This is a genomic window from Streptomyces sp. NPDC001927, assembly GCF_053594455.1.
In genome coordinates this window covers 325,460-351,610 of sequence record NZ_JBSFEN010000010.1, presented here as the reverse complement: position 1 = coordinate 351,610, position 26,151 = coordinate 325,460, and the positions used below count along the sequence as shown (strand labels likewise).

Below are 26,151 nucleotides of genomic sequence, written 5' to 3'. Positions count from 1 at the left end.
CCGTCCTCGCCCGGTGAAAAACCGGGGTGCGGGCGGTCGGGTGGGCGCCATAGCCTCGCTGGTATGAGTCTTGAGGTGCGCCCCGTGGGCGAGTCCGAGTTGGGTGATTGGCTGCGTGCGCTCAAGACCGGGTTCCTCCGGCCACCCCTCGTCACGGACGAGGAGGTCGAGCAGCGGCGCCCGCAGTTCGACCTGTCCCGGACGCTGGGGGTCTTCGACCGGGGCCGGATCGTCGCCACCTTCCGTACGTTCACGCAGGAGCTGTCCACCGTCGGTGGCGGCTCGCTCGTCGCCGACGCCGTCAGCCAGGTGACCGTCTCGCCGTCCCACCGCAGGCGCGGTGTGCTGAGCCGGGTGATGACGGCGGACCTGGCGGCCGCGAAGGAGCGGGGTGACGCCGTCGCGTCGCTCATCGCCGCCGAGTACCCGATCTACGGGCGGTACGGCTTCGGCCCGGCCGCCTGGACCACCGAGTGGTCCGTCGACGTCCCCCGCGCCGGGCTCGACCCGCGCCGCACCGGGCAGCCCGAGGACGGCGGCACGATCGAGATCTCCGACGGCGCCGAGGTCCGCAAGGTCGCCCCCGAGGTGCACCGCCGCCTGGCCCGGGTCCGGGCCGGTGTCCCGAACCGCGACACCCAGGGCTGGGAGCGCGGCACCGGCCTCGGCTTCCAGGGCGAGCCGTGGATCGAGCCCTTCTACGCCGTCTACCGCTCCGCGTCCGGCGAGGTCGAGGGCTATGTCGCCTACCGCTCCGACGACAAGTGGGACGACGGCAAGCAGCCGGTCAACACCGCCACCGTCCGGGACCTGATCGGCTGCACCCCGGCCGCCGAGCGGGCGCTCTGGCGGTACATGTGCTCCCTGGACTGGGTCACCAAGGTCCGCTCCGGCCTGCGCGCCCCCGACGACGTCCTCCCGCTGCTCCTGCCCGACCCGCGCGCCGCGAGGGTGGTCAGCCACGCCGACATGCTGTGGCTCAGGGTCCTGGACGTCGCCAAGGTCTTCGAGGGGCGTACGTACGCGAGTTCCGGCAGCCTCGTCCTGGAGGTGCGGGACGCCGCCGGGCTCGCGGGCGGGCGCTACCGGCTCGACGCCTCCCCGGACGGCGCGGAGGTCTCCCGTACCACCGAGTCCGCCGATCTCGCCCTGGATGTCGCCGAGTTGGGCACGCTGTCGCTCGGTGACGAGTCGGTCGTACGGCTTGCGGAGCTGGGCCGGGTCGAGGGGCTCGCGGCGGGCGCGGCCGTCCGGGCGGACGTCCTGCTGCGGGCCGCGCGCCGCCCGTGGTGCCCCGACATATTCTGAGCCGCCGCGCGGTGGGTCGGGTTCTGAGCCGCCCTCAGCGCTTCACTTCGTACGGTGGCGGAACAGCGCCCCGGACGCGGCGACCGACACCGCCAGGATGCCGGCGCACCACGCGAGCGCGATCCAGGGCGTGTTGCCCACCGGCTGGTCGAGCAGCAGCCCGCGCATCGACTCGATGAGCGGGGTGACGGGCTGGTGCTCGGCGAAGCCGTGGAGCCAGCTCGGCATGGTCTCGACGGGGACGAACGCGCTGCTCGGGTAGGGCAGGAACATCATGAAGAAGGTGATCCCGCCCGCCGCCTCGGGGGTGCGGGCGAGCAGCCCGGCCGCCGCCGCGAACCAGGAGATCGCGGTGATGAAGGCGACGAGCAGCCCGAGCGCGGCGAGCCAGCCGAGCGGGGTCGCGGAGGGCCGGAAGCCGATGGCGAAGGCCACGCCGAAGACGAGCACGGTGGCGACGAGGTTGCGGGCGACGCTGGCGCCGACATGACCGGCGAGGATCGGCGTACCGCCGATGTCGAGCGAGCGGAACCGGTCGATGATCCCGCCCTTCATGTCCTCGCTGACGGAGACGCCGGTGCCGGCGGAGCCGAAGCCGGAGCAGAGGATGAGGACGCCGGGGACGACGTACGTCACGTAGCGGGTGCCGGTGTCGATGGCTCCGCCGAAGAAGTAGACGAAGACCAGCATCAGGATGATCGGCAGCATCATCGAGGTGATGACGGCGTCGATGTTCCGGCGGCCGAGGCGGAGCCCGCGGCCGGTCATCGTCAGGGCGTCAGATACGGGCGTCGACATGGGCGGACTCCTTCTCGGTCGGGTTGGCGGCGGGGTCGGTGGTGGACTGCGCGGTGGGCGCTTCGGTGGGCCTTTCGGCCTGCTTTTCCGTGAGCGCCAGGAACACGTCGTCGAGGGTCGCGCCGCGCAGCGTGAAGCGGACGACGTCGGTGCGGTCCGGGTCGAGGGTGTCGAGGAGCTCGCGGACGTGGGCGGCGCTGCCGTCGGTGGCGACGCCGAGGGTGAGGGCCTCGGGCTCGTGGTGGACGGCCCGGTCGGCGAGCCGGAGGTAGGTCTCCCGGTCGCGCAGGACGAGGTCGAGGCGGTGGTCGGCCAGGCGGGCCTTCAGGGCCTGCGCGGTGCCCTCGGCGACGACGCGGCCGGCGTTCATGACGGCGATGCGGTCGGCGAGCAGGTCGGCCTCCTCCAGGTACTGGGTGGTGAGGAAGACCGTCGTACCGCTGTCGGAGAGGGCGCGGACGATCTCCCAGAGCTCCTTGCGGCTGCGCGGGTCGAGGCCGGTCGTCGGCTCGTCGAGGAAGATCACCGACGTCTCGCCGGGGTCGCGGACCAGGCCGGCGGCGAGGTCGAGGCGGCGGCGCATGCCGCCGGAGTACGTCTTGGCGAGGCGGCGGCCCGCGTCGGTGAGGCCGAAGCGCTCCAGGAGTTCGGCGGCGCGCCGGTCGGCGGCCCGGCGGGAGAGCCCGGAGAGCCGGGCCATCATGCGCAGGTTCTCGGCGCCGGTCTGCATCTCGTCGACGGCGGCGAACTGGCCGGTGAGGCTGATCGCGCGGCGCACCCGGGACCGCTCGGCGGCGATGTCGTACCCGGCCACGCGCGCGTGGCCGGCGTCCGGCTCGGTGAGCGTGGTCAGGATGCGGACGGTGGTGGTCTTGCCGGCGCCGTTGGGTCCGAGCAGGGCGAAGATCGTGCCCTCGTCGACCCGTAGGTCGAGGGAGTCGAGGACGGGGACGGCGCCGTAGGCCTTGCGCAGGCCGGTGGCTTCGATGGCGGATGGCATGAGGGTCCCCCTGGGATTCGGTACTGCGTATGCCTTACGCGTTACTGTGTAAGGGTTACGCATTACTAGGATGGTCGTCAAGCGAGGAAGGGCGGGCGGTTGTGGTGGCGGACGGGAAGGGTGCGGGCGCTCGGGGCGCGGGCGCTGCGGGCGAGGGTCCTCCGGGCGCGGGCGTGCCGGGCGACGGCGGCGGAAGCTTTCTGCCGGCGAGCATCGAGGCCGCCTGGGGGCTGAGGGAGCGCCCCTCCAAGGGCCCCAAGCCCGGCCTCACCCTCGACCGGATCGTGGCCACCGCCGTGACGGTCGCCTCGACGGAGGGGATCGACGCCCTCTCCATGGGCCGCATCGCCAAGGAACTCGGCGTCTCGACCATGTCCCTCTACCGCTACGTCGGCGCGAAGAGCGAGCTGTACGTCCTCATGCAGGACGTCGCCACCGGCCCGCCGCCCGCCCCGCTCCCGGCGGGGACGGGCTGGCGCGAGGGGGTCGAGCACTGGGCCCGTGAGCTGCGCGAGATCTACCACCAGAACCTCTGGATGCTCCGCATGCCGCTCACCGGACCGCCCGCGACCCCGAACTCGGTCGCCTGGTGGGAGCGGGTCATGGTCGCCCTGGACGGCACCGGCCTCGACGAGGGGGCCAAGGTCTCCGTGGTCATGCTGGTCTCCGGGTTCGTCCGGAACGAGGCGCTGATGATGGCCGACATCGCGGCCGTCATCGGGGCGAGCGGGGAAGGTCCTGAGGAGGCGCTCACCCGTTACGGCCACACCCTCCGGCGCCTCGCCGACCCCGAGCGCTATCCGGCGGTCGCGCGGATGCTGGACTCCGGCGTGATGGAGGAGGCGGACGAGCCGGACTACGAGTTCCGCTTCGGCCTCGCGCGCATCCTCGACGGGGTCGCGCTCCTCGTGGACGGGCAGGGCTCCCGGTGAGCGGGCTGCGCGAGCGGAAGAAGGAGCAGACCCGGCAGGCCCTGTCGGACGCCGCCATCGCCCTCTTCCTGGAGCGGGGCTTCGACGCCGTCTCGGTCGCGGAGATCGCGGACGCGGCGGACGTCTCCAAGCCGACGCTCTTCCGGTACTTCCCCGCCAAGGAGGACCTGGCCCTCCATCGCTTCGCCGACCACGAGGACGAGGCCGCGCGCGTGGTCGCGGGCCGCCCGGCCGGCGTCGCGCCGCTCGACGCGCTGCGGGCCCACGTCCTCGACGGCCTGGAGCGGCGCGACCCGGTCACCGGACTCTGCGACCACCCGACCGTCCTCGCCTTCCAGCGGCTGCTGTACGGCACGCCCGCGCTCGTCGCCCGGATGTACGCGTACCAGGGCCGGTCCGAAGCCGCCCTCGCGCAGGCGCTCGGGGAGGCGCGCGGCGGTGACGCCCTGGACGCGAAGGTCGCGGCCGGCCAGATCGCCGCCGTCCTGCGGATCCTGGCGGAGGAGAACGTGCGCCGGATCGGCGCGGGGGAGAGCGCGGACGCGCTGTACGGGACGGCGGTGGAGGCGGTGGAGCGGGCGTTCGGGGGGCTGCGGGAGGGGTTGGGGTACTAGGGCGGCATGCGATCCGCCCGGTGGGCGCCCCGGCAGGGGTACTCGGTAATAAATGTTACTCGGTAACGTTATTCGTCTATCCTGGGCGCATGACGACGTCGACCGACCCCACCCCCGACTCCGACCTCGGACTCCGTCACGAACTCCGTCGCGAACGCGCCCACCACGACGCGTGCCGTGCCGCCCTGGCCCGGATGGCCGAGGACGTCGCCGATCAGGTCGTCATCGGCGAGGACGTCGCCGCCTCCGGGGCCGACGCCGAGGTGCTCGGCCATCACCTGCGCAGTCGCGCCAAGGAGTTCGGCGAGCAGCCGCCAGGCCCGCTGTTCTTCGGCCGCCTCGACCGCGAGGACGGCCAGATCCACCACATCGGCCGCCGCCGGATCGCCGAGCACCCGGCCGCCCCGCCCCTCGTCGTCGACTGGCGGGCCCCCGTCTCCCGCGCCTACTACCAGGCCGGCGCGCACGACCCGCAGGGCGTGGTCCGGCGGCGCCGCTTCGGCTGGGCTCCGTACAGCGCGGGCGACTCGGCCGATCTGACCGGCCTGGAGGACGAGCGGCTCGCCGCCGGCGAGGAGGAGGCGGCGAGCGCGATCGTCGCCGGGGAGATCGAGCGCCCGCGCGTCGGCCCGATGCGGGACATCGCCGCCACCATCCAGCCGGAGCAGGACGACCTCGTGCGGTCCGGGCCCGGCACCTCCGTGTGCGTGCAGGGCGCCCCCGGCACCGGCAAGACCGCCGTGGGCCTGCACCGGGCCGCGTACCTCCTCTACACCCACCCGCAGCGCGTCCGCCGCTCCGGGCTCCTCGTCCTCGGCCCCAACCGCACCTTCCTGTCGTACATCTCCGAGGTCCTGCCCGCGCTCGGCGAGACCGGGATCCGGCAGTCGACCCTCGACGAGGAGATCGCCCGGCACGAGGTGCGGACCGTCGACGGCGAGGCGGCGGCGCGGGTCAAGCACGACGTACGGATGGCGGAGGTGCTGCGGCGGGCGCTCCACGCGCGCGTGGCCCTGCCGGAGGGGGAGTTGGCCCTCGCCGACGGCTCGCTGCGGCTGCGGATCCCGTCGGAGGTACTCGGCCGGATCGTCGCGGCGGTACGGGAGGAGGCGCCGCCCTACGCCACGGGCCGCGAACGCGTCCGAGCCCGGGTCGTCCGCGAACTCCAGCTCCGCGCCGAACGGCGCGCCGGGCCCCTGGGCAACACGTGGGTGCGCCGGGTCGAACGAGCGCGTCCGGTCTCGGAGTTCGTGGACGCGTGCTGGCCGCGCACGACCCCCGAGGAGGTGCTCGCCGCCGTCCTCACCGACCCGCGCGACCCGGCGCTCACGGCGGCCGAACGGGCGGCGATCCGGTGGGCGAAGCCGCCCCGCTCCTTCCGCTCGGCGCGGTGGAGCGCGGCCGACCTCGTGCTCCTCGACGAATTGGCCGGGCTGATCGAACGCCCCGAGGGCTACGGCCATGTCGTCGTGGACGAGGCCCAGGACCTGTCGCCCATGCAGTGCCGTGCCATCTCCCGGCGCGCGGACTTCGGCGCCCTGACCGTCCTCGGCGACCTGGCGCAGGGGACCACCCCGTGGGCGGCACGCGACTGGCGCGAGCAACTGGCCCACCTGGGAAAGCCGGAGGCGGAGATCGTGCCCCTGACGACCGGCTACCGGGTCCCGGCGGCGATCGTCGACCTCGCCAACCGGCTGCTGCCGGAGGTCGGCCTCGGCGCGGACGTGCCGGCGGGGGTCTCGCTGCGCCGGGACGGCGAGGTGAAGGTCGGCCGGGTCGACGACGTCGTGGCCGGTGTCGTCGATGCGGTCCGGGCGGCGCTGGAGCGGGAGGGTTCGGTGGGGGTGATCGCGGCGGAGGAGCACGTCGGGGCGCTGACGGCGGCGCTGGACGCGTCGGGCTTCATGAGTGATCCGCGCGACCGGCTGACCGTACTGCCCGCGCGGATGGCCAAGGGGCTTGAGTACGACCATGTCGTCGTCGCCGAGCCCGCCGCGATCGTGGCCGCCGAGCCGCGCGGCCTGCACCGGCTGTACGTCGTCCTGACCCGGGCCGTCTCGCGCCTCGACGTCGTCCACGGCGAGCCGCTGCCGGCCTGTCTGACGGGCACTCAGGCCACCTGAGAGGACGGGGCTTTTGGGTTGATCGGACCCCGCCCGAGCCTCAAGATCATCAAGGTGCAGAATGACCCGTATGTCGATAACGAACACCCCCCGAACGGCGACGATCGACGACGCACCGCTGATCGGTCGCACCCTCACCCGCGCCTTCGACGACGACCCGATGATGCGCTGGTTCTTCCCCGACGACGCCTCGCGCGAGGACTCGCTCGGCCGCTACTTCACCACGCTCTTCACCCGGCAGTACGTCCGTCACGCGGTGTGCGAACGCACCGGAGCGGCGGCCTCGTTCTGGGTGCCGCCGGAGGCGGCGGCCAAGGCCGTTCCGGACGAGGAGACCATCCAGGAGCTCACCGGCATCCTCGGCGACCGCGCGTCGGCCTTCGGGGCGGCCGTCCAGGAAGCCGGGAAGCACACGCCGCAGGAGCCGCACTGGTACCTCGCGCTGATCGGCGCCGACCCGGCCGCCCAGGGCCAGGGGCACGGCGCGGCCCTGCTCCGCTCGGGCCTGGCCAAGGCCGACGCGGCGGGGATGCCCGCCTACCTGGAGTCCTCCAAGCCCGACAACCTGGCCTTCTACCAGCACTTCGGCTTCACCGTGCGGAAGGAGCTGGAGCTTCCCGGGGGCGGGCCTACGCTGTGGGCGATGTGGCGCGAGCCGGGGCAGGGCGCCGCGTAGCCGTGGGCGACCAGGCCTCCTGAAGCGCCGTCAGGAGGCCCCGTACGGCGGGCAGGGCGAGCGAGGACTCCCGTACCGCCGCGTGGATCGAACGCACCGGCTCCGGCCCCCGGAGCCGGCGGACGACCACGTTCGGGTGGCGACTGCCCAGGCCCATCAGCGGGACCAGGCTGATCCCGAGCCCCGCCGCGACGAAGCCCTGGGCGGTCGCGTACTCCTCGCACTCCACCGCGATGTCCGGCGTGAACCCGGCCGCCGCGCACGCCTCGAGGACGGCGTCGAGGCAGGGGCCCGCGCGCTCGCTGCCGACCCAGGGCTCGTCGGCGAGTTCGGCCAGGTCGACGACGCGGCGGTCGGCGAACCGGTGGCCCTTGGGAAGCACGGCGCGGTACGGGTCGTCGGCGAGGTGGACGAGACGGAGGCCGCCCTCGGCATCCGTGCCGCCCCTGGGGCGTACGACCAGGGTGACGTCCGCCTCCGGGTCGGGCACGGCGCCCTCGGCGATCCTCAAGTCCACGCGTACGCCCGGGTGTTCGCGGCGGAAGCGGGCGAGCGCCGGGGCGACGAGGTCGGCGCCCGCCGTGGCGAAGTACCGCACGGCGACCTGACCGGTGCGCCCGGCCCGCAGGTCGGCGAGGGCGGTCTCGGCCTCTGCGACCTGGCGGCCGATCACATCCGCGTGCTCGGTGAGCAGCAGCCCGGCGGCGGTGGGCCGGACGCCCCGGCCGAACCGTTCGAGCAGCGCGATGCCGGCCTCCTTCTCCAGGACACCGATCTGCTGGCTCACGGCGGAGGGGGTGTAGCCGAGGTTCGCGGCGGCGGCGGTGACGGAGCCGCTGGTGACGACGGCCCGGAGCACCTGCATGCGTCTCACGTCGAGCATGTAGCACAGCTTAACGCTGGATGCATGATTCTTCGCTTGTCCTGTCGAGTGGGGGCGGGGACCGTGGAGCCCATGACTTCGGCGACGCGTACGGGCGTACGTATGGGTGTGCTGGCCCTGCTCTGGGGCTCGGCCTTCCTCTGGATCGAGCTGGCTCTCGACCACGGCCTCACCCCGGGGTGGATCACCTTCGTGCGGTGCCTGCTCGGGGCGGGCGTGCTGCTCGCTCTCGCGTACGCGGCCGGGCAGCGGCTGCCCCGGGACCGGCGCACCTGGGGGCGGTTGGCCGTCGCGGCCTTCTTCTGCAACGCCCTGCCGTTCCTGCTCTTCGGCATCGGTCAGCAGACCGTCGACAGCGGTGTCGCGGGCGTCCTGAACGCCACCACCCCGCTCTGGTCCCTGCTCATCGGCGTGGCACTGGGCACGGAGCGCGGCTTCGGCGCGGCGAAGGTCGCAGGACTGGTCCTCGGCTTCGCGGGCATCCTGCTGATCTTCGCGCCCTGGAGCGGGGATTCGGGGCTGATGAGCGTCGGAGCGCTCGCGCTGCTCGGCGCTTCGGCGAGTTACGCGGTGGCCTTCGCGTACATGGCACGCAAGTTGGCGGGCGGGGGCACCGCGCCGATGGCGCTGTCGGCGGCGCAGCTGCTCGCGGCGACGGTCCTGAGCGCGCCGGCGCCGCTGGCCGTTGGCGCCGGGGGCACGGGGACCGTGACCTGGGCGGGAGTCGGGGCGGTCGTCGTCCTCGGGGTCTTCGCGACCGGGCTCACCTTCCACCTCAACTACCGCATGATCGCCGAAGAGGGCCCGACGAGCGCCGCGACCGTCGGCTATCTGCTGCCGGTGGTGTCGGTGGCGCTCGGGGCCCTCGTGCTCGACGAGCCGTTGACGGTACGGGTGGTGGCGGGGATGGCGGTCGTCCTGGCCGGGGTGGCGCTTACGCGACGGGGGCGGCGACCCGCGCCTCCGCTGCCTCCTCGGCCCGCCGGCCGTTCTTCGGCTGTCGCAGGACCGTGAGGGCGACCGCGAAGGCGGCGACGAGGAGACCGGCGCCGACGCCGAAGGCCAGGTGGTAGCCGCCGGTCAGCGCCTCGGCGGTGGAGCGACCCGCCTCGGTCAGGGCCTCGGTGCGGGCGGCGGCCAGGGTGGAGAGGACCGCGATGCCGAGGGCCATGCCGATCTGCTGGGTGGTGTTGAAGAGCCCCGAGGCGAGGCCCGCGTCCTCCTCCTTCGCGCCGGACATGCCCAGCGAAGTCAGGGCGGGCAGCGCGAGGCCGAAACCGGCGGCCAGCAGCATCACGGGCAGCAGATCGGTGACGTACGAGGCGTGCACGGGGACCCGGGTGAGCAGGCCGAGCATGACCACGAGCAGCCCGAGCCCGGTGAGCAGGACGGAGCGCTCGCCGAAGCGGGCGATGAGGCGGGCCGAGACGCCCAGGGACACCGCGCCGATGATCGCGGCGGCCGGCAGCATCGCGAGACCGGTCTCGGCGGCGCCGTACCCGAGGACCTTCTGCAGGTGGAGCGCGACGAGGACCTGGAAGGAGAAGAGGGCGGCGACCATCAGCATCTGGACGAGGTTGGCGCCCGAGACGCTGCGGGAGCGGAGGATCCGCAGCGGCATGAGCGGGTCGGCCGCACGGGCCTGGCGGAGGACGAAGCCGGCGAGGAGGGCGAGGGAGAGCGCGCCGAGGCCGAGGGTGTGGGCGGAGGTCGCGCCGTACTCCTCGATCGTGACGACCGCGTAGATGCCGGTCATCAGGCCGGCGGTGATGAGCGGTGCGCCGAGAAGGTCCACGCCGCCGCGGCCGCGGCCCTGGTCGCCGGGCAGGGCGCGGAGGGCGACGAGGAGGGTCGCGGCGCCGATGGGGAGGTTGATGAAGAAGATCCAGTTCCAGGTGAGCGCGTCGGTCAGGATCCCGCCGAGTACCTGTCCGATGGACGCGCCGGCCGCGCCGGTGAAGCTGAACACGGCGATGGCGCGGGCGCGTTCGCGGGGTTCGGTGAAGAGCGTGACGAGGATACCGAGGCTCACGGCGGAGGCCATCGCGCTGCCGATGCCCTGGAGGAAGCGGGCGGCGATCAGGACCTCCGGGGAGGCGGCGACACCGGCGAGCAGGGAGGCGGCGGTGAACACTCCCGTACCCGCGAGGAACATCCGTCTGCGGCCGATCAGGTCGCCGAGGCGGCCGGCGAGGAGGAGCAGCGAGCCGAACGCGATCAGGTAGGCGTTGACGACCCAGCTGAGGCCGGCCGGGGTGAAGCCGAGGTCGCTCTGGATGGCGGGCATGGCGACGGTGACGATGCTCCCGTCGAGGACGGTCATCAGCATCCCCGTGGCGAGGACGCCGAGGGCGAGGGAGTGGGAGCGGGGGCGGGTGGCAACGGCGGTCATGAGGTCTCTCCTGTGCGAGGGAGGGCAACAAGAAAGACCGTAACAGATAGTTCCGTTGCAGACTATCTTTTACAGATCGAGGGTTTGGGCGATCGGTGGCTCTCAGCCCTTCTGGCGGGCGCGCCGGGCCGGTCGCGCGCTCTCCACGGGGGTCTCCAGATGCCCTGTGACCAGGCGGTTCAGGGCGCGCACCAGCACCTCGCGCTCCTCGTCGGGGAGCGAGGCCAGGGCGTTCTCGTGGACCCCGTCGACGATCTTCTGGCTCTTCGCGGCGGCCTTCGCCCCCTCTTCGGTGACCGCGATGATCCGGGCCCGCCGGTCGGTGCTCGACGGCCGGCGCTCGGCGAGGCCGGCCGCCTCCAGCGCGTCGACGGTGACGACCATCGTGGTCTTGTCCATGTCCCCGATCTCGGCCAGCTGCGCCTGCGTGCGCTCCTGCTCCAGGGCGTGCACGAGGACGCAGTGCATGCGCGGGGTGAGCCCGATCTCCCCGAGCTCGGCGCTCATCCGCGTCCGCAGGACGTGGCTGGTGTGGTCGAGGAGGAAGGAGAGATCGGGCTCGGTGCGGGTGGGTGCCATGGCTGTCATGTCAGCCAGGGTAGGGGAAGTCGATCCGTCGTGGATTATCAGGAAGCGGACGAGGTGGCCCCTCGGCTTTCGCCCTGGCCTCGGCTCAGGAGTTCGCTGATCCGGAGGAAGCCGTCGCCGCCGTGGCCCTCCGCGATGGCGCGCCGGGCGAGGCCCTCGGCCGCGCGCATCACGCCGGCGTCGATGCCGTGCGCCTCCGACGCGTGCACGATGTGGGTCATGGACGAGGCCGCCGAGGTGAGCGGGTTGTCCGCGCCCGAGAAGATCCCGCCGTCCACCTCCTCGGCGCTCTCCTCGAAGATCGGCGGGAGGATCGTGCCGATGCCCTTCGCGAACGGCGCCAGGTCCCGCGCGCTGATCCCCTCCGCCCGCGCGACCGCGAGGGCGTGGGCGTACCCGGCCATGGCGGTCCAGAAGATGTCGAGCAGCGCGATGTCGTAGGCCGCCGCCCGGCCGGGGTCCTCGCCGAGATGGGTGTGGGTGCCACCGAGGGTGTCCAGTACGGGACGGTGTGCGCGGTACAGCTCCGCCGGGCCGCTGTGCAGGAACACCGCGTCAGGGGTCCCGATGGTGGACGTCGGGGTCATGATCGCGCCGTCCAGGTAGCGGATGCCGTGCTCGGCCGCCCAGGCGGCGGTGGACCGGGCCCGGTCCGGGGTGTCGGCGGTCAGGTTGACCACCGTCCGCCCCTTGAGCGCGCCGGTGACCGCCCCGGGCCGCAGGACGGCGTCCACCGCGTCGTAGTTCACGACGCAGACCACGGTCAGCTCGCTCGCCGCGACCGCCTCCTCGACGGAGCCGGCGCCGGTCGCGCCGCGCGCGACCAGCTCCCGCTCGCGGCCGGGTGTCCGGTTCCAGACGGTGGTGCGTACCCCGGCGTCCAGGAAGGCGCCCGCGAGGGCCCGGCCCATCGGCCCGAGGCCGAGTACGGTGACGGTGGCGGTGTTGGCGGACTGCTCGATGGCTGAGGGCATGCTTCAACTCCCGTACGTACAGTGGTGATCAGTGACAAAGGGGGCGAGGGTGACGCGCGGTCGGGCCCAGGACACGGACGTCTGTGGAGTGACCGCGGCGATCGCGGTCATCGACGGCAAGTGGAAGACGACCCTGCTGTGGCTGCTGGAGTCGGGCCCGCGCCGCCCGGGCGAGCTGCGCCGCCTCCTGCCCGGCCTCAGCGAGAAGGTACTGACTCAGTCGCTCCGCGAGATGGAGACCGACGGGCTGGTGCACCGGCAGGTGTACGACACGCTTCCGCTGAAGACCGAGTACTCGCTGACGGAGTTCGGCGCGGAGCTGGCGACGGCGCTCGCGCCCCTCTCCGACTGGGGCCACCGCCGCCTGGAGAAGCTCACGGAGCACGCCCGGGCCGCCGAGATCCGCCCGGCCGCGTCCTGACCTCTTCGCACCGCCATCTCCCCTCCGTCGGCCTCACCAGGTTCGCCGCCCGGCCGCTCGTCGCCAAGTACCCACAAAAAAGTGGCTACGTGGGGGAGGTGCGTACGGGAGCGACTGAAAGCCCCCGGAAAACAGAAAAGGCAAGGAGGACGAGCCCCTTGCCACTCTCAAGATATAGCGCATGGGGGGCCTTGCGGCAAGGCCCCCGGTGTGGTGCAGAATCGTCGACCTGAGCAGGAAGCTTCCTAATTGTCCGTATTTCCTGCTCTGTTCGAGAGCACTCTGGGGGACCCATGTACGACGTTGACGTGATCGTGGTCGGTGGCGGGCCGACCGGTCTGATGCTCGCCGCCGAGCTGCGCCTGCAGGATGTGCGGGTGGTCGTGCTCGAGCGGGACGCGGAGCCGACCAAGGTGGTCCGCGCGCTCGGCCTGCACGCGCGAAGCGTCGAGGTGATGGACCAGCGCGGCCTGCTGGAACGGTTCCTCCCGCTCGGCAAGCAGTACCCGGTCGGCGGCGGGTTCTTCGCCGGTATCACCAAGCCCGCGCCGCGCCTCGACACCGCCCACCCGTACGTCCTCGGCATCCCGCAGCCCGTCGTCGACCGCCTCCTCGCCGAGCGCGCCGTCGAACTGGGCGCGGACATCCGGCGCGGCTCGCTGCTGGTCGCGCTGGACCAGGACGAGGAGGGGGTGACCGCCGAGCTGGCCGACGGAACCCGGCTGCGCGCGCGCCACCTCGTCGGCTGCGACGGCGGTCGCAGCACCGTACGCAAGCTGATCGGCGTCGCGTTCCCCGGCGAGCCCAGCCGGATCGACACGCTGCTCGGCGAGATGGAGCTGACCGCGGACCCGGACGAGGTGGCCGCGGTGATGGCCGAGGTCCGCCGGACGCAGAAGCGGTTCGGCGCCGGGCCGCTGGGGGAGGGGCTCTACCGCGTCATCGTGCCCGCCGACGGGGTGCGCGAGGACCGTACGGTCCCGCCGACCTTCGAGGAGTTCAAGGAGCGGCTGCGGGCGGTGGCCGGCACCGACTTCGGCGTGCACTCGCCGCGCTGGCTCTCCCGCTTCGGCGACGCGACCCGGCAGGCCGAGCGGTACCGGGTCGGCCGGGTGTTCCTCGCGGGCGACGCGGCGCACATCCACCCGCCGACGGGCGGGCAGGGGCTCAACCTCGGTGTCCAGGACGCCTTCAACCTCGGCTGGAAGCTGGCGGCCGACGTCAACGGCTGGGCGCCGGAGGGCCTCCTCGACAGCTACGAGGCCGAACGGCACCCGGTCGCCGCCGACGTCCTGGACAACACCCGCGCGCAGATGGAGCTGATGCGCGTGGAGCCGGGCCCCCAGTCGGTGCGGCGGCTGCTCGCGGAGCTGATGGACATCGAGGAGGTCAACCGGCGCCTGATCGAGAAGATCACCGCCCTCGGTGTCCGTTACGACTTCGGCGAGGGCCACGAACTGCTGGGCAGCCGCCTGCGCGACCTCCAGCTGAAGAACGGCCGCCTGTACGAACTCACCCGCACCGGCCGCGGCCTGCTCCTCGACCAGACCGGCACCCTCCAGGCGACCGGCTGGACGGACCGCGTCGACCACGTCGTGGACACCGGCGAGGAGTTGACCGCCCCCGCGGTCCTCCTCCGCCCGGACGGCCACGTGGCCTGGGCGGGCGACAACCCGGAGGACCTCCGGGCGGCCCTGCACCGCTGGTTCGGCGCGGAGACCACTGGCTGACGGCTACGCGGCGGCCGGGGCGCCGTCTCGCTCAGTCCGAGACGGCGCCCCGACCCGGACCGGCCGCGAGGAGCAGGGCGGCGAACGCGAAGGGGGCGACGGTCTGGTACCCGACCCAGACCTCGCCCCCGCCGCTCCCGCCCTGCCACGCGATCAGAACGCCGACGAGGGCCGCGAGGACCCAACCGCTGTCGTAGGCGACCATCAGCCGGGTGTACGTGCGCATGGATCGTCTACGCATGTACGCGATCTCGATGCCCCCGCCGATCAGCAGGGCGACACCGGCGGCCGCCATCAGCCACGTGGACGTGCCGAGCAGCCGGCCGAGCGGGGCGGCGCCGGCGAGGAAGGCGACGGCGAGCACCACCTTGAAGACGCCGTCGGCGATGACGCCCGCCATGCTGCGGGTCACTGCTGGTGCCAGGGCCTGGGGCATGAGTGTTCCTCCCTGAAGCGCGCTCGTCCGACTAGTTCCGTAACGAGATTACGGTAATAATCGAATTATGAGAATGACGAGAGCGGAGACCAGGGAACGCAACCGCCGCGCCCTGCTGGACGCTGCCTTCCAGGTCGTTTCGCGGGACGGCTACCGGGCCAAGCTCGAAGAGATCGTCGAACGCGCGGGCCTGACCACGGGTGCCGTCTACTCCCTCTTCGGGAGCAAGAACGGCCTGGTGGTCGCCCTGGTCGCCGACCACCTGGAGCCGTACTACGAAGAGATCGAGCAGCTGGTCCCGGCGGAAGCGGACCTGCTCGAAGCGGTCGACGCCTTCGCCCGGCACTACCGGCGCGGCTGCGACGCCCCCGACGCGCTGCCTCGCCTGTCACTGCAGATCACCCTGCTGGACATGGCCCTGCACGACCCGGACCTGGGCGCACAACTCGCCACGTCCGTCCGCGCGCAGGAGAGCCACCTGGCCGCACTGTTCGCCGGGCGCCCGCACAACGGCGGCGTCGTGACGCCCCACCAGTCCCACCTCCTGGCCACCGCCCTCAGGGCCCTGTTCGTCGGCCTCAGCCAGGGCGTCCTCCTCGGCCTCGCCGCCGGCGCGGACGAACAGTACTTCGCCACCGCAGCCCGCGCCTTGGCCTCCGACGCGTCCCTCGTCGAGCCCGACGGAGGCGTATGAAGCGCGACACTATTGCAAGCGGGTGCTTGCAATAGTTAGCGCGGGGTGGCATCTTCGCAGCATGGCATCACTCAACGTCGGCAATCTTGGCGAGTACCTCCGTGAGCAGCGGCGCACCGCGCAGCTGTCGTTGCGGCAGCTCGCGGAGGCCGCCGGGGTGTCCAATCCCTATCTGAGCCAGATCGAGCGCGGCCTGCGCAAGCCGAGCGCCGAGGTGTTGCAGCAGGTCGCCAAGGCGCTGCGGATCTCCGCCGAGACGCTGTACGTGCGGGCCGGGATCCTCGACGAGAAGGAGCGGGACGAGCTGGAGACGCGCGCCGTCATCCTGGCCGATCCCTCGATCAACGAGCGGCAGAAGCAGGTGCTGCTCCAGATCTACGACTCCTTCCGCAAGGAGAACGCCGCAGAGGCGGCGGAGGCCGCGGAGGCGGCCACCGATCAGGCGGTCGCCGGTCAGGTGGCCTCAGGGGACGACGCCGGTGCCGATGCCAAACCCACCGCGAGTTAGTACGTACACATTCCGGAGGACCACCCACCATGGCCATCATCGAAGAACTGCGTACCCCCCTCTACTTCGCCGCCGGCACCGCCGACCTCGCCGTCCAGCAGGCCAAGAAGGTCCCCGGCCTGATCGAGCAGATCGCCGCCGAGGCGCCCGCGCGCATCGACGCCGTGCGCAACACCGACCCCAAGGTCGTGCAGGAGAAGGTGACCGACCGGGCCAAGGAGGCCCAGGCCACCGTCCAGTCGAAGTTCGCCGAGGTCGTCGGCAACCTCGACACCGACCTGAAGAAGCTCGGCGAGACCGCCCAGGACCTCGCCCTGCGGGGCGTCGGCGTCGCCGCCGAGTACGCGGTCAAGGCGCGCGAGAAGTACGAGGAGATCGCCGAGCACGGCGAGGAGGCCGTCAAGGCCTGGCGCGGTGAGGTGGCCGAGGAGATCACCGAGATCGCCGTCGTCGTCGAGCCCGAGCCCGAGACGAAGGCCGAGACGAAGGCCGAGACGGAGACGAAGGCCGAGGTGCCGGCCCAGGACGCCGCCGCCAAGAAGGCCCCCGCGCGGAAGACCTCCGTCCGCAAGCCGGCCGCCAAGAAGACCGCCGGCGCCACGGAGAAGTAGGCCCGGGCACCAAACAGGGTGTCCGGTGCGTTGTACCGGGTACCTTGGCCGCGAGGCGGTTCATCCACTGACGAGGCGGTTCAGATATGTTGCGCGACGGATTCGACCTGGGTATCACGCTGGTGGTCGGGCTGTTCTTCCTCGTCTTCGCCGTCGTCACCTTCGTCTTCGCCGCGATGGCGCGCGAGGACGCCTACCGCGCGGCCGACAAGCAGACCAAGAAGTTCTGGCTGATCATCCTCGGCATCAACCTGGTGCTGAACCTGGTTCTGGACATGCTCTTCCTGCAGATCGCCGGTGTCATCGCCGCGATCGTCTTCATGGTCGACGTCCGGCCGGCCCTCAAGCAGGTCTCCGGCGGAGGCGGCGGGCGGCGCGGCGGGTCCAGCAGTGACGGGCCCTACGGGCCGTACAACGGCGGCCGGTAGCAGCCGGGAACGGAATGCGGAGCCAAAGGGTCCGGGGTCATCCCCGGGCCCTTTCCAGTGCCAGGACCGCCACGTCGTCCGTCAGCTCGCCGCCGTTCAGCGACCGCACCTCGGTCACCGCCGCCTCCAGCAGGTCCTCGCCCCGCAGGCCCTCCGCCAGCTGCCGGTTGATCATCTCGACCATCCCGTCCTGCCCGAGCCGCGGCGAGCCCGGGCCCGCCGAGCGGCCCTCGATCAGGCCGTCCGTGTACATCAGCAGGCTCCACGCCCCGCCCAGCTCCACCTGGCGGCGCGGCCAGCGGGCGCGCGGCAGCAGGCCGAGCGCCGGGCCGCCGTCCTCGTACGGCAGCAGCCGCGCCGGGCGGCCCCTGCGGGCGATCAGCGGTGCGGGGTGGCCGGCCAGGCAGAGGCCCGCCCGGCGGCCGTCCGGGGCGATGTCGACCGTGCAGAGCGTCGCGAAGATCTCCTCGCTCTCCCGCTCGTGCTCCAGGACCTGCTGGAGCGTGGAGAGCAGCTCGTCCCCGCACAGCCCCGCGAACGTCAGCGCCCGCCACGCGATGCGCAGCTCCACGCCGAGCGCGGCCTCGTCCGGGCCGTGCCCGCAGACGTCGCCGATCATCGCGTGGACCGTGCCGTCCGGCGTACGGACGGTGTCGTAGAAGTCGCCGCCGAGCAGGGCGCGGGAGCGGCCCGGCCGGTAGCGGGCGGCGAAGCGCAGGTCGGAGCCCTCCAGGAGCGGGGTGGGCAGCAGCCCGCGCTCCAGGCGGGCGTTCTCCTGGGCCCGCAGCCGCGACTCGGTCAGCTTCACCTGGACCGCGTCGGCGCGCTTGCGCTCGACCGCGTACCGGATCGCCCGGCTCAGCAGCCGGCCGTCGAGTTCCTCGCGGAAGAGGTGGTCCTGCGCCCCGACCCGTACCGCCTCCGCCGCCAGCTCCGCGTCGGCCGAGGCCGCGAGGGCCAGGACGGCGTGGCGCGGGGCGAGCCGCAGGATCTGGCGCAGGGGCGCGAGCGGGTCGTCACCGGACGCGCGGGGGCCGGGCAGGGCCAGGTCGACCAGGACGCAGTGGACGTCGTCGGTGAGCAGCCGCTCGGCCTCGGTCAGGTTGCGGGCGGTACGGATGCGGACGCGGGTCCCGTCCCGGTCGTCGAGCATCTCGGGTACGGCGAGGGCGCCCGCGGGGTCGTCCTCGACGACCAGCAGGGTGAGATCGGTGCCGGAGCCGGTGCCGGTCGCCGTGGTCGCAGCGGTGGCAACAGCGCCGGGCGCCGCCGCAGAGACGTTTCTCTGGCGCGGTACGGGTACGGACATCGGTCGCGGTTTCCTTCCCTCCCCCCGAGGGCGCGGCGGGGCGACGAACGACGTCCCGCCAGACGGGGACCATAGCGGTAGCGCACGGGGGAGCGGAATGGTGATCAGGGTACGAGCGCCGAAGAGCCGTTGGCATATGCCGCGCATGGGGAGGATGTTGCCCTCCGGGTCATGACGAACATCACGCCACCGAGGTGAGCGCGGTCACTCGGAGCGCGGCACTCCGCGCCCGTCGCTCCGGGCGGGTGACTTCGCGCCTGTCACCCCGAGCGCCCGTCACTCCGAGCACCCGTCACCCCGAGCGCCCGTCACCCCGAGCGCCTCACTCCGGGCGGACCACGCCCAGGATCTCCATCGAGCCCGCGCCGGCGAGTGTGACGTCCCGGCCCGGGCGCGGGGCGTGCACCATCGCGCCGTTTCCGACGTACATGCCGATGTGGCTGGCGTCCTTGAAGTAGACGATCAGGTCACCGGGGCGCATGTCCTTGATGTCCACCTTGGGCAGCAACCGCCACTGCTCCTGCGAGGTGCGCGGAATGTTCCGGCCGGCCGTGCCCCAGGCGCGCTGGGTCAGGCCCGAGCAGTCGTACGAGTCCGGGCCCTCGGCCCCCCAGACGTACGGCTTGCCGATCTGCGACGTCGCGAACTCCACCGCCCGCTTGCCCTGCGGTGTCGCCGTGGTGTTCAGGCCCTTGAGGACGCCGGTGTTCACCCAGGCGGTCTGCTGGCGGTACTGCTCCTGCTCCTCCAGGCGCCGCAGCCGCTCCAGCTCCTCGGCCGCCAGCGTGGACTCCAGCTTCTTCGCCGCGGCTATTTTGTCGTTGATGTCCTTCTTGGCCGCCGCCTGCTTGACGCGGTTGGCCTCCAGCTTGGTCCAGTTGGTGCCCGCGTCCTTGGCGTACACGGTCAACTGGGCCTGGGTCCGGACCATTTCGGCCAGCAGGTCCTTGGTGGCCTTCTGGCCCTCCTTGAACCGGCCGGCGTTGTCCAGGAAGAGCTGCGGGTCGTCGGTGAGGACGAACTGGGCGCCGTCGGGCAGACCGCCGTTGCGGTACTGGGCGCGGGCCGCGGCGCCCGCCTGGGCCTTGAGCGCGTCGACCTTCTCGTTGCCGGCCACGATCATCTGGGCCAGCCGCACGATCTCGGCGGACTGCTCCTTGGTCTGCTCCTCGGCGAGGTTGTACGCGTCGGTGGCGGCGGCCGCCTGCCGGTACAGGCCCTCGATCTCCTTGCGTACCTCTTCGAGGGTCTTCTTCGGCGCGGCGGGCGCGGTGGGCGTTCCTGGAGGCAGCGGAGCCGCCGAGGCTCCGACCGTCAGCGCGGGTGAGACGAGCACCGTCAGGGCGCAGACCACGGTGATCGCGGCGTTCACACAGCGGCGTCGGTTCACAAGCTCCCCCTCGTACGGCCCGCACCCGTAACTCGTATGTCGTACATCGCCAGTACATCGCGCAGCCGGTATCTGATTTACCGTCAGTAACTTGGTGGCGACCTTGGCGATAGTGCCACGCGTGACCTCAAAGCGACAGGGGATACCGGGCCCTGTCGGGTCACTCTCCCCCAGACGGGACGGGTGGGAAGGGAGTTGCGTTCCCGATCGACCAGGAATTCACCGGCAATTGGTCCTTCAGCGGGGCGCCAGTGCCTCCCAGCGGACCGTCACCTCGCCCTGGCGCCAGCGCCGGTGCCCGTCGGCCAGGGGCCAGTCCGCCGCCAGGTCGCGCGCGGCCCGGATCCAGCGCTGCCGCGCGCCCAGCGAGGCGTACGGGGCGGCGGCCGCCCACGCCCGGTCGAAGTCCCGCAGGAACGCGTGGACCGGCTCGCCCGGCACGTTGCGGTGGATCAGCGCCTTCGGCAGCCGTTCCGCCAGGTCGGAGGGGCGGTCGAGCGAGCCGAGCCGGGTCGCGAAGGTGACCGTCCTCGGCCCGGACCGGTCGAGCGCCACCCACACATGACGGCGCCCGATCTCGTCACAGGTCCCCTCGACGAGCAGCCCGCCGGGCGCGAGCCGCGCGCACAGCCGCGCCCACACCGCGGCGACCTCGTCCTCGTCGTACTGCCGCAGCACGTTCGCGGCCCGGATCAGCGCGACCTCGCCCGGCACCGGGACCTCGAAGCCGCCGTGCAGGAAGGTGAGGCCCGGGCGCTCGTACGGCTGGGCGGCGGCGACCCGGGCCGGCTCGATCTCGATGCCGACGACCTCGGTCCGCGGATCGGCCGTCCGCAGCCGCGTCAGGAGCTCCACGGCGGTCCAGGGGGCGGCCCCGTACCCCAGGTCGACGGCGACGGGGGGCTCGGCGGAGCGGCGCAGGGCAGCGCCGTGCGTGGCGGCGATCCAGCGGTCCATACGGCGCAGCCGGTTCGGGTTCGTGGTCCCGCGGGTGGCCGTGCCGACGGGGCGGGCTGCGGCGGGGCGGGTGGTGCGCGGGGCCATGGAACGAGGGTACGGGCCCGGTGCTGGGCGGCGGTGCCGCGAGGGCCGGTGGCGGGCGGGGATGCTACGCGGGCCGGTGGCGGGCGAGCCCGCGAGGACGGCACCGCGGCGGTGCCACGCCGTCCGGCAGGGCAATGAATTGGCAAAGAGGAAATGGATGGCGCGATTCCGGCGTTGTCGCCCGTGGAAGGTGCCGCGCGCGCCCCCCTTGTCGTGCCCACTCAGTGGAAGGACCGTCGACGTGAGCCAGTACGTGTCCCGGCTCGCCGGCTCCCTGGCGTCGCCGCCCCGGCTTCGGCTCCCCGGACGTCACCGGACCCCGCGCCGGGTGGCCATGCTCAGCGTCCACACCTCGCCCCTCCACCAGCCGGGCACCGGCGACGCCGGCGGCATGAACGTGTACATCGTGGAGCTGGCCAGGCGCCTCGCCGCGATCAACATCGAGGTCGAGATCTTCACCCGGGCCACCACCGGCGGCCTCGCCCCGGTCGTCGAGCTCGCGCCGGGTGTTCTCGTACGCCATGTGGACGCGGGGCCGTACGAGGGCCTCGCCAAGGAGGAGCTGCCGGCCCAGCTCTGCGCCTTCACGCACGGCGTGATGCAGGCCTGGGCGGGCCACCGCCCCGGCCACTACGACCTGGTCCACTCCCACTACTGGCTCTCCGGCCACGTCGGCTGGCTCGCCGCCGAGCGCTGGGGTGTCCCGCTCGTCCACGCCATGCACACCATGGCCAAGGTCAAGAACGCGGCGCTCGCGGAGGGCGACACGCCCGAGCCCTCGGCCCGGGTGATCGGCGAGACGCAGATCGTCGACGCCGCCGACCGGCTGATCGCCAACACCGCGGAGGAGGCCGACGAGCTCGTCCGCTTCTACGACGCGGACCCGGCGAAGGTCGCCGTCGTCCACCCCGGCGTGAACCTGGACCACTTCCGCCCGGCGGACGGCCGGGCCGCAGCCCGCGCCCGCCTCGGGCTGCCCCCCGACGCCTTCATCCCGGTCTTCGCGGGACGGATCCAGCCCCTGAAGGCCCCCGACATCCTGCTGCGGGCCGCGGCCCGGCTCCTGGACCGCGATCCCTCGCTGCGCTCGCGCATGGTCGTGCCGATCGTCGGTGGGCCCAGCGGCAGCGGCCTCGCCAAGCCGGAGGGGCTGCAGAAGCTCGCCGCCCGGCTCGGCATCGCGGACGTCGTCCGCTTCCACCCGCCGGTCGGCCAGGACCGCCTCGCGGACTGGTTCCGGGCGGCGTCGGTGCTGGTCATGCCGTCGTACAGCGAGTCCTTCGGCTTGGTCGCCATCGAGGCGCAGGCGGCCGGGACCCCGGTCGTCGCGGCGGCGGTCGGCGGCCTTCCGGTCGCCGTACGGGACGACGTCACCGGCTTCCTGGTCCAGGGTCACGACCCGGCCGACTACGCCCGCGCGCTCGGCCGCTTCCTCGCCGACCCGGCGCTGACCGACCGGATGGGCGCGGCGGCGGCCCGGCACGCCGAGTCCTTCGGCTGGGACACGGCGGCCTCGGGCACGGCGGACGTGTACACGGCGGCGATGCACGATCACCGCCGTCGCGTACGCTCGCACCATGGCTGAGCGGGCTGAGCAGGGCGAGGGCGCACGACGGGTCATCGAGGACACGTTCAAGGACGCGGAGCTGGAGTGGGAGTCGCCCGAGCCGGGCTCGTACGTCGTCAAACTCCCCGGCACGCGCAAGCTCTTCACGACGCTCTCCCTCCGGGTGGGCCGGCACTCCCTCTCGCTGAACGCCTTCGTCATCCGTCACCCCGACGAGAACGAGCCGGCCGTCCACCGCTGGCTCCTCGAGCGGAACCTCAAGCTGTACGGCGTGAGTTACGCGGTCGACGGCCTCGGCGACATCTATCTGACCGGCAAGCTTCCGCTGGCCGCCGTCACCCCGGAGGAGCTGGACCGGCTGCTCGGCTCGGTCCTCGAAGCGGCGGACGGATCCTTCAACACCCTTCTGGAGCTGGGTTTCGCGAGCGCGATCCGGCGTGAGTACGAGTGGCGGGTCTCGCGTGGCGAGTCGACCCGGAACCTCGACGCGTTCACTCACCTGACCAAGAAGTCCTGAGTGGCCCAGGGCTAGCCCAGGGCCCGCACGACCCCTTCCGTACCCACCCTGGGCCGTGCCATGCTCACCGCCAACGCAGATCTGAACATCGTTCAGATACATGAATCGTGAGGGTGGGCTCATGGGAATCAGCAGGAGACAGTTCGTGGGCGGCGCCGTGGCCGTCGGGGTGGCCGCGACGACGACGGGATTCACCCCGTCGCGCCCCGCGCCCGCACACCCCGCCCCCGCACGCACCGCCGCCCTCTGGCGCGAGTACGCCGACGCCCCCTACAGCCACCCCCAGATCCCCTACGTGGGCCGCGCGGGCGCCCGCAGGGGCGCCACCCGCCTTGACCGGCCGCCGGTCGTCGCCAACGTCCTCACCTACGGGGCCGTCCCCGACGGCTCCGCCGACTCGGCCGCGGCCATCAACCGGGCGCTCGCCGAGGCGGGGGAGCGCGGCGGCGGCACGGTGCTGATCCCGCCGGGGACGTACCGCATCGACGACTTCCTGCACATCGGCCACAGCGACGTGGTCCTGCGTGGCGCCGGCTCGGGCCGGACGAAGCTCGTCGCGACGAAGAACCTGACCGAGCTGATCGGTCCGTACGGTTCGCGCTACGGCGGCGACAAGTCCTCCTGGTCCTGGGCCGGTGGCCTGATCTGGCTCGCTCCGAAGGCCCGGCACGCCTCCCTCGTCGCGGCGATCCGCGCCAAGGCCTGGCCCTTCGAGGGCTGGACCGGCAACAAGCGCGACGAGTGGGAGACCCTGACCACCGTCCGCCCCGCGCGGCGCGGCGACTGGACGATCACGGTCGACGACCCGTCAGCCGTACGCCGGGGCCGGGTCGTTCTGCTCCGCCTCGCCGACGACGCCGGCCACACGCTCCTGGAGCACATGGCGGGCGGCGGCGCAGGGCCCGAGTCGTACCACTGGGACGACAAGACCAAGCTGACCTCGTACGTGCCCCACGAGTGGCCCGTCCGCGTGGTCTCCGTACGGGGCCGCAAGGTCACTCTGGAGCGCCCGCTCCCGCTCGACGTGCGCCCGGAGTGGGACCCGCGCCTGACGACGCTCGCGGAACCCCTGACCGGATCGGGCGTGGAGGGCCTCACCCTGGAGGCGGTCGAGACCCCGCAGTCGGCGCACCTCCTGGACAAGGGCTACAACGGCGTCACCTTCCAGTGCGCGTACGACTGCTGGGCCGACGACATCGTCGTACGGCACGTGGACAACGGCTTCGGTCTCGTCGCCGCCTCCGCCTGCACCCTGCGCCGCACCCGGGTCGAGGGGCGCGGCTCCCACCACCCGTACTTCTGCCGCGAGGGCGCGCACGACAACCTGATCGAGGACTTCCGCATCGCGGCCCGTACGGTCCCGGCGCCGGCGGGGACGCAGCTCCACGGCATCAACGTGGAGGGGCTCTCCAGCTACAACGTCTGGTCGCGCGGGGTGATGGAGATGGGCGCCTTCGACACGCACCGGGGCATGCCGTTCGCCAACGTACGGACGGAGATCACGGTCGAGAACAACGGCCGGCACGGCGGCGACGCCTCGGCGGGCCCGCTGTACGGCGCCCGGTTCACGCACTGGAACGTGACGGTGACCAACGGCCGGGCGGGCCTGGTCAAGATCGACACGATCGCGCCGTACAGCGCGACGGTGGGGATCAGCGAGGTCACGGAGTTCGACCAGATCGACGTACCGGACTTCACGGGCGAGCTCCACGCGCGCGTGGAGGCGTACGGGACTCCGGGGTCGGTCCGCCCCCGGAACCTGTACGAGGCGCAGCGGGAGCTCAGGCGCTGACGGAGGGGGAGACGGTACTGGTCTTCACGTCGGCCAGAGTGTCGACCGGACTGCCGGCGGTGTGGTCGGCCGGACCGTCGGCAGTGTGGTCGGCCGGACCGTCGGCCGCGACCGGTGCGTCGTCCTCGTCGAGGACCTTGCGGAGCCGGGTCATGTACCCGATCGCGGCGAGGGTTCCGATGACGCCCGTACCCATCCAGAGGAAGTCCGGTCCCGGCCCGTCGACGACCCAGCCGGCGAGGATCGGCGCGAGGAAGCCGGACAGCGCCCAGGACATGCCCATGACGCCCTGGTAGCGGCCGCGGGCGTGTTCGGGGGCGAGCTTGGCGGTGGCGGCGGCGTTCGTCGGGACGTGGACCATCTCGCCGATGGTCCACACGACGACGGTGACGGCGAAGACGAGCGGGGTGCCGGCCAGGGCGGTGGCGCCCGTACCGACGGCGAAGAGCAGCGAGGAGACGGTGAGCAGCATCGCCGGGGAGCGCTTGTCGGTCACCTTGTTGACGAGCAGCTGGAAGGCGACGATCACGACTCCGTTGACGGCGATGACGGCGCCGTACGCGGAGGGTTCGAGTCCCGTGGCCGCCATGGAGAGCGGCAGGCCGACCCAGGGGGCGGTGAAGACGAGGCAGATGAGGAGGTTGAGGAGGACGAGCGTACGGAACGGGGCGTCGCGCAGGACGTCGAGGACGCTGACGCGGTCCTTCTCGACGAGCTCGCCGGCCGGGTTGCGGCGGGCCTCGGGGCGGGTCTCGGGGAGGCGCAGGAAGACGATCAGGGCGCAGAGGGTGACCGCGACGGCCTCGATGACGAAGAGGGTGCGGTAGCCGAGGAAGATCGCGGCGCCACCGCCGAAGGCGGCGACGGCGAAGCCGAGGTTGAGGGCCCAGTAGTTGAGGGCGAAGGCGCGGCGGCGGTCGTGCTCGGGGACCATGTCGGTGATGGTCGCCTGGATGGACGGCCGGACGGCCTGCATGGAGATGCCCATGAGCAGGACCACGGCGGCGACGCCCCATGCGGTGGTGACCAGGGCGAGGGCGGCGGCGCAGGTGGCCGTCACCAGGTGCATGGTGACCATCGTGGGCCGGCGGCCCCACTTGTCGGTGAGGGTGCCGCCGAGCGGCGAACCGGCGACGCCGCCGAGGCCGTGCAGGGCGACGACGAGCCCGGCGAACCAGGCGGAGTGGCCGAGCTCCTGGGTCAGGTACAGCGACAGGAAGGTCAGGACGAAGGCGCCGGTCCGGTTGACGAGGGTGGAGAGCCAGAGCCACCAGAAACCGCGCGGGAGACCGGAGACGGTGGCGCGGGCTGATCGTCGAAACGAGTCGAAGGACATGTGTGGCGGGCTCCCCGTGCCTGTAAGTGTCGCTGTGCAGACACGTAACTTACGAGTCGGGCCTTCCCGGACGCCAGTGA

At 72.5% G+C, this 26,151-nt stretch carries 26 protein-coding genes; 15 read left to right on the top strand and 11 right to left on the bottom strand.

Going from position 1 to position 26,151, the window contains the following annotated elements:
- Nucleotides 1-63: 63 nt before the first annotated feature.
- The gene (locus tag ACWCO8_RS27590) at nt 64-1,308 is read left to right on the top strand and encodes a GNAT family N-acetyltransferase (RefSeq protein ID WP_451034526.1); all 1,245 of its coding nucleotides are present in this window, start codon (nt 64-66) and stop codon (nt 1,306-1,308) included.
- Between the two features lie 42 nt (nt 1,309-1,350).
- On the opposite strand, the gene ACWCO8_RS27585 is transcribed toward ACWCO8_RS27590, so the two are convergent.
- Together ACWCO8_RS27585 and ACWCO8_RS27580 are read right to left on the bottom strand one after the other, a co-directional pair.
- Nucleotides 1,351-2,106 (bottom strand): ABC transporter permease, encoded by a 756-nt coding sequence (locus ACWCO8_RS27585; RefSeq protein WP_451034525.1) that lies wholly within the window; start codon nt 2,104-2,106, stop codon nt 1,351-1,353.
- Nucleotides 2,087-3,106, bottom strand: a complete 1,020-nt coding sequence (locus ACWCO8_RS27580) for an ATP-binding cassette domain-containing protein (RefSeq protein WP_451034524.1) — start codon at nt 3,104-3,106, stop codon at nt 2,087-2,089. Before ACWCO8_RS27580 ends, ACWCO8_RS27585 begins: the two co-directional genes overlap by 20 nt.
- Nucleotides 3,107-3,210: 104 nt before the next feature.
- On the opposite strand from ACWCO8_RS27580, the gene ACWCO8_RS27575 reads away from it, so the two are divergent.
- From ACWCO8_RS27575 to ACWCO8_RS27560, 4 genes are all read left to right on the top strand, one after another.
- The gene (locus ACWCO8_RS27575) at nt 3,211-4,038 is read left to right on the top strand and encodes a TetR/AcrR family transcriptional regulator (RefSeq protein WP_451034523.1); all 828 of its coding nucleotides are present in this window, start codon (nt 3,211-3,213) and stop codon (nt 4,036-4,038) included.
- A complete protein-coding gene (locus ACWCO8_RS27570; RefSeq protein WP_451034522.1) occupies nt 4,035-4,652 on the top strand; it encodes a TetR/AcrR family transcriptional regulator in 618 nt (205 codons plus the stop codon). Before ACWCO8_RS27575 ends, ACWCO8_RS27570 begins: the two co-directional genes overlap by 4 nt.
- Before the next feature lie 89 nt (nt 4,653-4,741).
- Complete coding sequence (locus ACWCO8_RS27565) at nt 4,742-6,775, top strand: HelD family protein (RefSeq protein WP_451034521.1); 2,034 nt, start codon at nt 4,742-4,744, stop codon at nt 6,773-6,775.
- A gap of 61 nt (nt 6,776-6,836) precedes the next feature.
- Nucleotides 6,837-7,451 (top strand): GNAT family N-acetyltransferase, encoded by a 615-nt coding sequence (locus ACWCO8_RS27560; protein WP_451034520.1) that lies wholly within the window; start codon nt 6,837-6,839, stop codon nt 7,449-7,451.
- Here the strand turns inward: ACWCO8_RS27560 and ACWCO8_RS27555 are convergent.
- On the bottom strand, nt 7,405-8,334 hold the full coding sequence (locus ACWCO8_RS27555) for a LysR family transcriptional regulator (RefSeq protein ID WP_451034519.1): 930 nt from the start codon (nt 8,332-8,334) through the stop codon (nt 7,405-7,407). The genes ACWCO8_RS27560 and ACWCO8_RS27555 overlap by 47 nt on opposite strands.
- A 72-nt stretch (nt 8,335-8,406) precedes the next feature.
- On the opposite strand from ACWCO8_RS27555, the gene ACWCO8_RS27550 reads away from it, so the two are divergent.
- The gene (locus ACWCO8_RS27550) at nt 8,407-9,348 is read left to right on the top strand and encodes a DMT family transporter (RefSeq protein ID WP_451034518.1); all 942 of its coding nucleotides are present in this window, start codon (nt 8,407-8,409) and stop codon (nt 9,346-9,348) included.
- Here ACWCO8_RS27550 and ACWCO8_RS27545 read toward each other — a convergent pair.
- The 3 genes from ACWCO8_RS27545 to ACWCO8_RS27535 all read right to left on the bottom strand — a co-directional run bounded on the left by ACWCO8_RS27545 (nt 9,269) and on the right by ACWCO8_RS27535 (nt 12,288).
- Complete coding sequence (locus tag ACWCO8_RS27545) at nt 9,269-10,726, bottom strand: MFS transporter (RefSeq protein ID WP_451034517.1); 1,458 nt, start codon at nt 10,724-10,726, stop codon at nt 9,269-9,271. The genes ACWCO8_RS27550 and ACWCO8_RS27545 overlap by 80 nt on opposite strands.
- Nucleotides 10,727-10,828: 102 nt before the next feature.
- Nucleotides 10,829-11,314 (bottom strand): MarR family winged helix-turn-helix transcriptional regulator, encoded by a 486-nt coding sequence (locus ACWCO8_RS27540; RefSeq protein WP_451034516.1) that lies wholly within the window; start codon nt 11,312-11,314, stop codon nt 10,829-10,831.
- A gap of 38 nt (nt 11,315-11,352) precedes the next feature.
- Nucleotides 11,353-12,288, bottom strand: coding sequence for an NAD(P)-dependent oxidoreductase (locus ACWCO8_RS27535; RefSeq protein WP_451034515.1), 936 nt, complete (start codon nt 12,286-12,288; stop codon nt 11,353-11,355).
- 49 nt (nt 12,289-12,337) lie between these two features.
- Between ACWCO8_RS27535 and ACWCO8_RS27530 the strand changes: the two genes are divergently transcribed.
- A complete protein-coding gene (locus ACWCO8_RS27530) occupies nt 12,338-12,709 on the top strand; it encodes a winged helix-turn-helix transcriptional regulator (RefSeq protein WP_451034514.1) in 372 nt (123 codons plus the stop codon).
- A gap of 293 nt (nt 12,710-13,002) precedes the next feature.
- Nucleotides 13,003-14,439: a rifampin monooxygenase gene (gene rox, locus ACWCO8_RS27525; RefSeq protein ID WP_451034513.1), complete on the top strand. Its 1,437-nt coding sequence runs from the start codon at nt 13,003-13,005 to the stop codon at nt 14,437-14,439.
- Between the two features lie 31 nt (nt 14,440-14,470).
- Here the strand turns inward: rox and ACWCO8_RS27520 are convergent, their stop codons facing one another.
- Nucleotides 14,471-14,875 carry a hypothetical protein gene (locus tag ACWCO8_RS27520; protein WP_451034512.1) on the bottom strand — a complete coding sequence of 135 codons (405 nt, stop codon included), beginning with the start codon at nt 14,873-14,875 and terminating at the stop codon, nt 14,471-14,473.
- Between the two features lie 73 nt (nt 14,876-14,948).
- Between ACWCO8_RS27520 and ACWCO8_RS27515 the strand changes: the two genes are divergently transcribed.
- From ACWCO8_RS27515 to ACWCO8_RS27500, 4 genes are all read left to right on the top strand, one after another.
- Nucleotides 14,949-15,569, top strand: a complete 621-nt coding sequence (locus tag ACWCO8_RS27515; protein ID WP_451034511.1) for a TetR/AcrR family transcriptional regulator — start codon at nt 14,949-14,951, stop codon at nt 15,567-15,569.
- Nucleotides 15,570-15,630: 61 nt separating this feature from the next.
- Complete coding sequence (locus ACWCO8_RS27510; protein WP_451034510.1) at nt 15,631-16,077, top strand: helix-turn-helix domain-containing protein; 447 nt, start codon at nt 15,631-15,633, stop codon at nt 16,075-16,077.
- Nucleotides 16,078-16,106: 29 nt separating this feature from the next.
- On the top strand, nt 16,107-16,688 hold the full coding sequence (locus ACWCO8_RS27505) for a hypothetical protein (RefSeq protein WP_451034509.1): 582 nt from the start codon (nt 16,107-16,109) through the stop codon (nt 16,686-16,688).
- Nucleotides 16,689-16,774: 86 nt separating this feature from the next.
- Nucleotides 16,775-17,116 carry a DUF2516 family protein gene (locus ACWCO8_RS27500; protein WP_362007673.1) on the top strand — a complete coding sequence of 114 codons (342 nt, stop codon included), beginning with the start codon at nt 16,775-16,777 and terminating at the stop codon, nt 17,114-17,116.
- 37 nt (nt 17,117-17,153) lie between these two features.
- Here the strand turns inward: ACWCO8_RS27500 and ACWCO8_RS27495 are convergent, their stop codons facing one another.
- The 3 genes from ACWCO8_RS27495 to ACWCO8_RS27485 form a co-directional block, all read right to left on the bottom strand.
- Nucleotides 17,154-18,425: a PP2C family protein-serine/threonine phosphatase gene (locus tag ACWCO8_RS27495; protein WP_451034508.1), complete on the bottom strand. Its 1,272-nt coding sequence runs from the start codon at nt 18,423-18,425 to the stop codon at nt 17,154-17,156.
- Between the two features lie 322 nt (nt 18,426-18,747).
- Entirely contained in the window at nt 18,748-19,815 is a 1,068-nt protein-coding gene (locus tag ACWCO8_RS27490; protein WP_451034507.1) for an NlpC/P60 family protein, read from the bottom strand.
- 237 nt (nt 19,816-20,052) lie between these two features.
- A complete protein-coding gene (locus tag ACWCO8_RS27485) occupies nt 20,053-20,859 on the bottom strand; it encodes a class I SAM-dependent methyltransferase (RefSeq protein WP_451034506.1) in 807 nt (268 codons plus the stop codon).
- A gap of 241 nt (nt 20,860-21,100) precedes the next feature.
- Here ACWCO8_RS27485 and mshA point away from each other — a divergent pair, with 241 nt between their 5' ends.
- From mshA to ACWCO8_RS27470, 3 genes are all read left to right on the top strand, one after another.
- Nucleotides 21,101-22,444, top strand: a complete 1,344-nt coding sequence (mshA, locus tag ACWCO8_RS27480) for a D-inositol-3-phosphate glycosyltransferase (protein ID WP_451034505.1) — start codon at nt 21,101-21,103, stop codon at nt 22,442-22,444.
- Nucleotides 22,437-22,943 (top strand): YbjN domain-containing protein, encoded by a 507-nt coding sequence (locus tag ACWCO8_RS27475; protein ID WP_451034504.1) that lies wholly within the window; start codon nt 22,437-22,439, stop codon nt 22,941-22,943. Before mshA ends, ACWCO8_RS27475 begins: the two co-directional genes overlap by 8 nt.
- A gap of 121 nt (nt 22,944-23,064) precedes the next feature.
- The gene (locus tag ACWCO8_RS27470) at nt 23,065-24,735 is read left to right on the top strand and encodes a glycosyl hydrolase family 28-related protein (RefSeq protein WP_451034503.1); all 1,671 of its coding nucleotides are present in this window, start codon (nt 23,065-23,067) and stop codon (nt 24,733-24,735) included.
- Here ACWCO8_RS27470 and ACWCO8_RS27465 read toward each other — a convergent pair.
- Nucleotides 24,725-26,071 carry an MDR family MFS transporter gene (locus ACWCO8_RS27465; protein WP_451034502.1) on the bottom strand — a complete coding sequence of 449 codons (1,347 nt, stop codon included), beginning with the start codon at nt 26,069-26,071 and terminating at the stop codon, nt 24,725-24,727. The two genes, ACWCO8_RS27470 and ACWCO8_RS27465, sit on opposite strands and share 11 nt — an antisense overlap.
- Nucleotides 26,072-26,151: the final 80 nt, after the last annotated feature.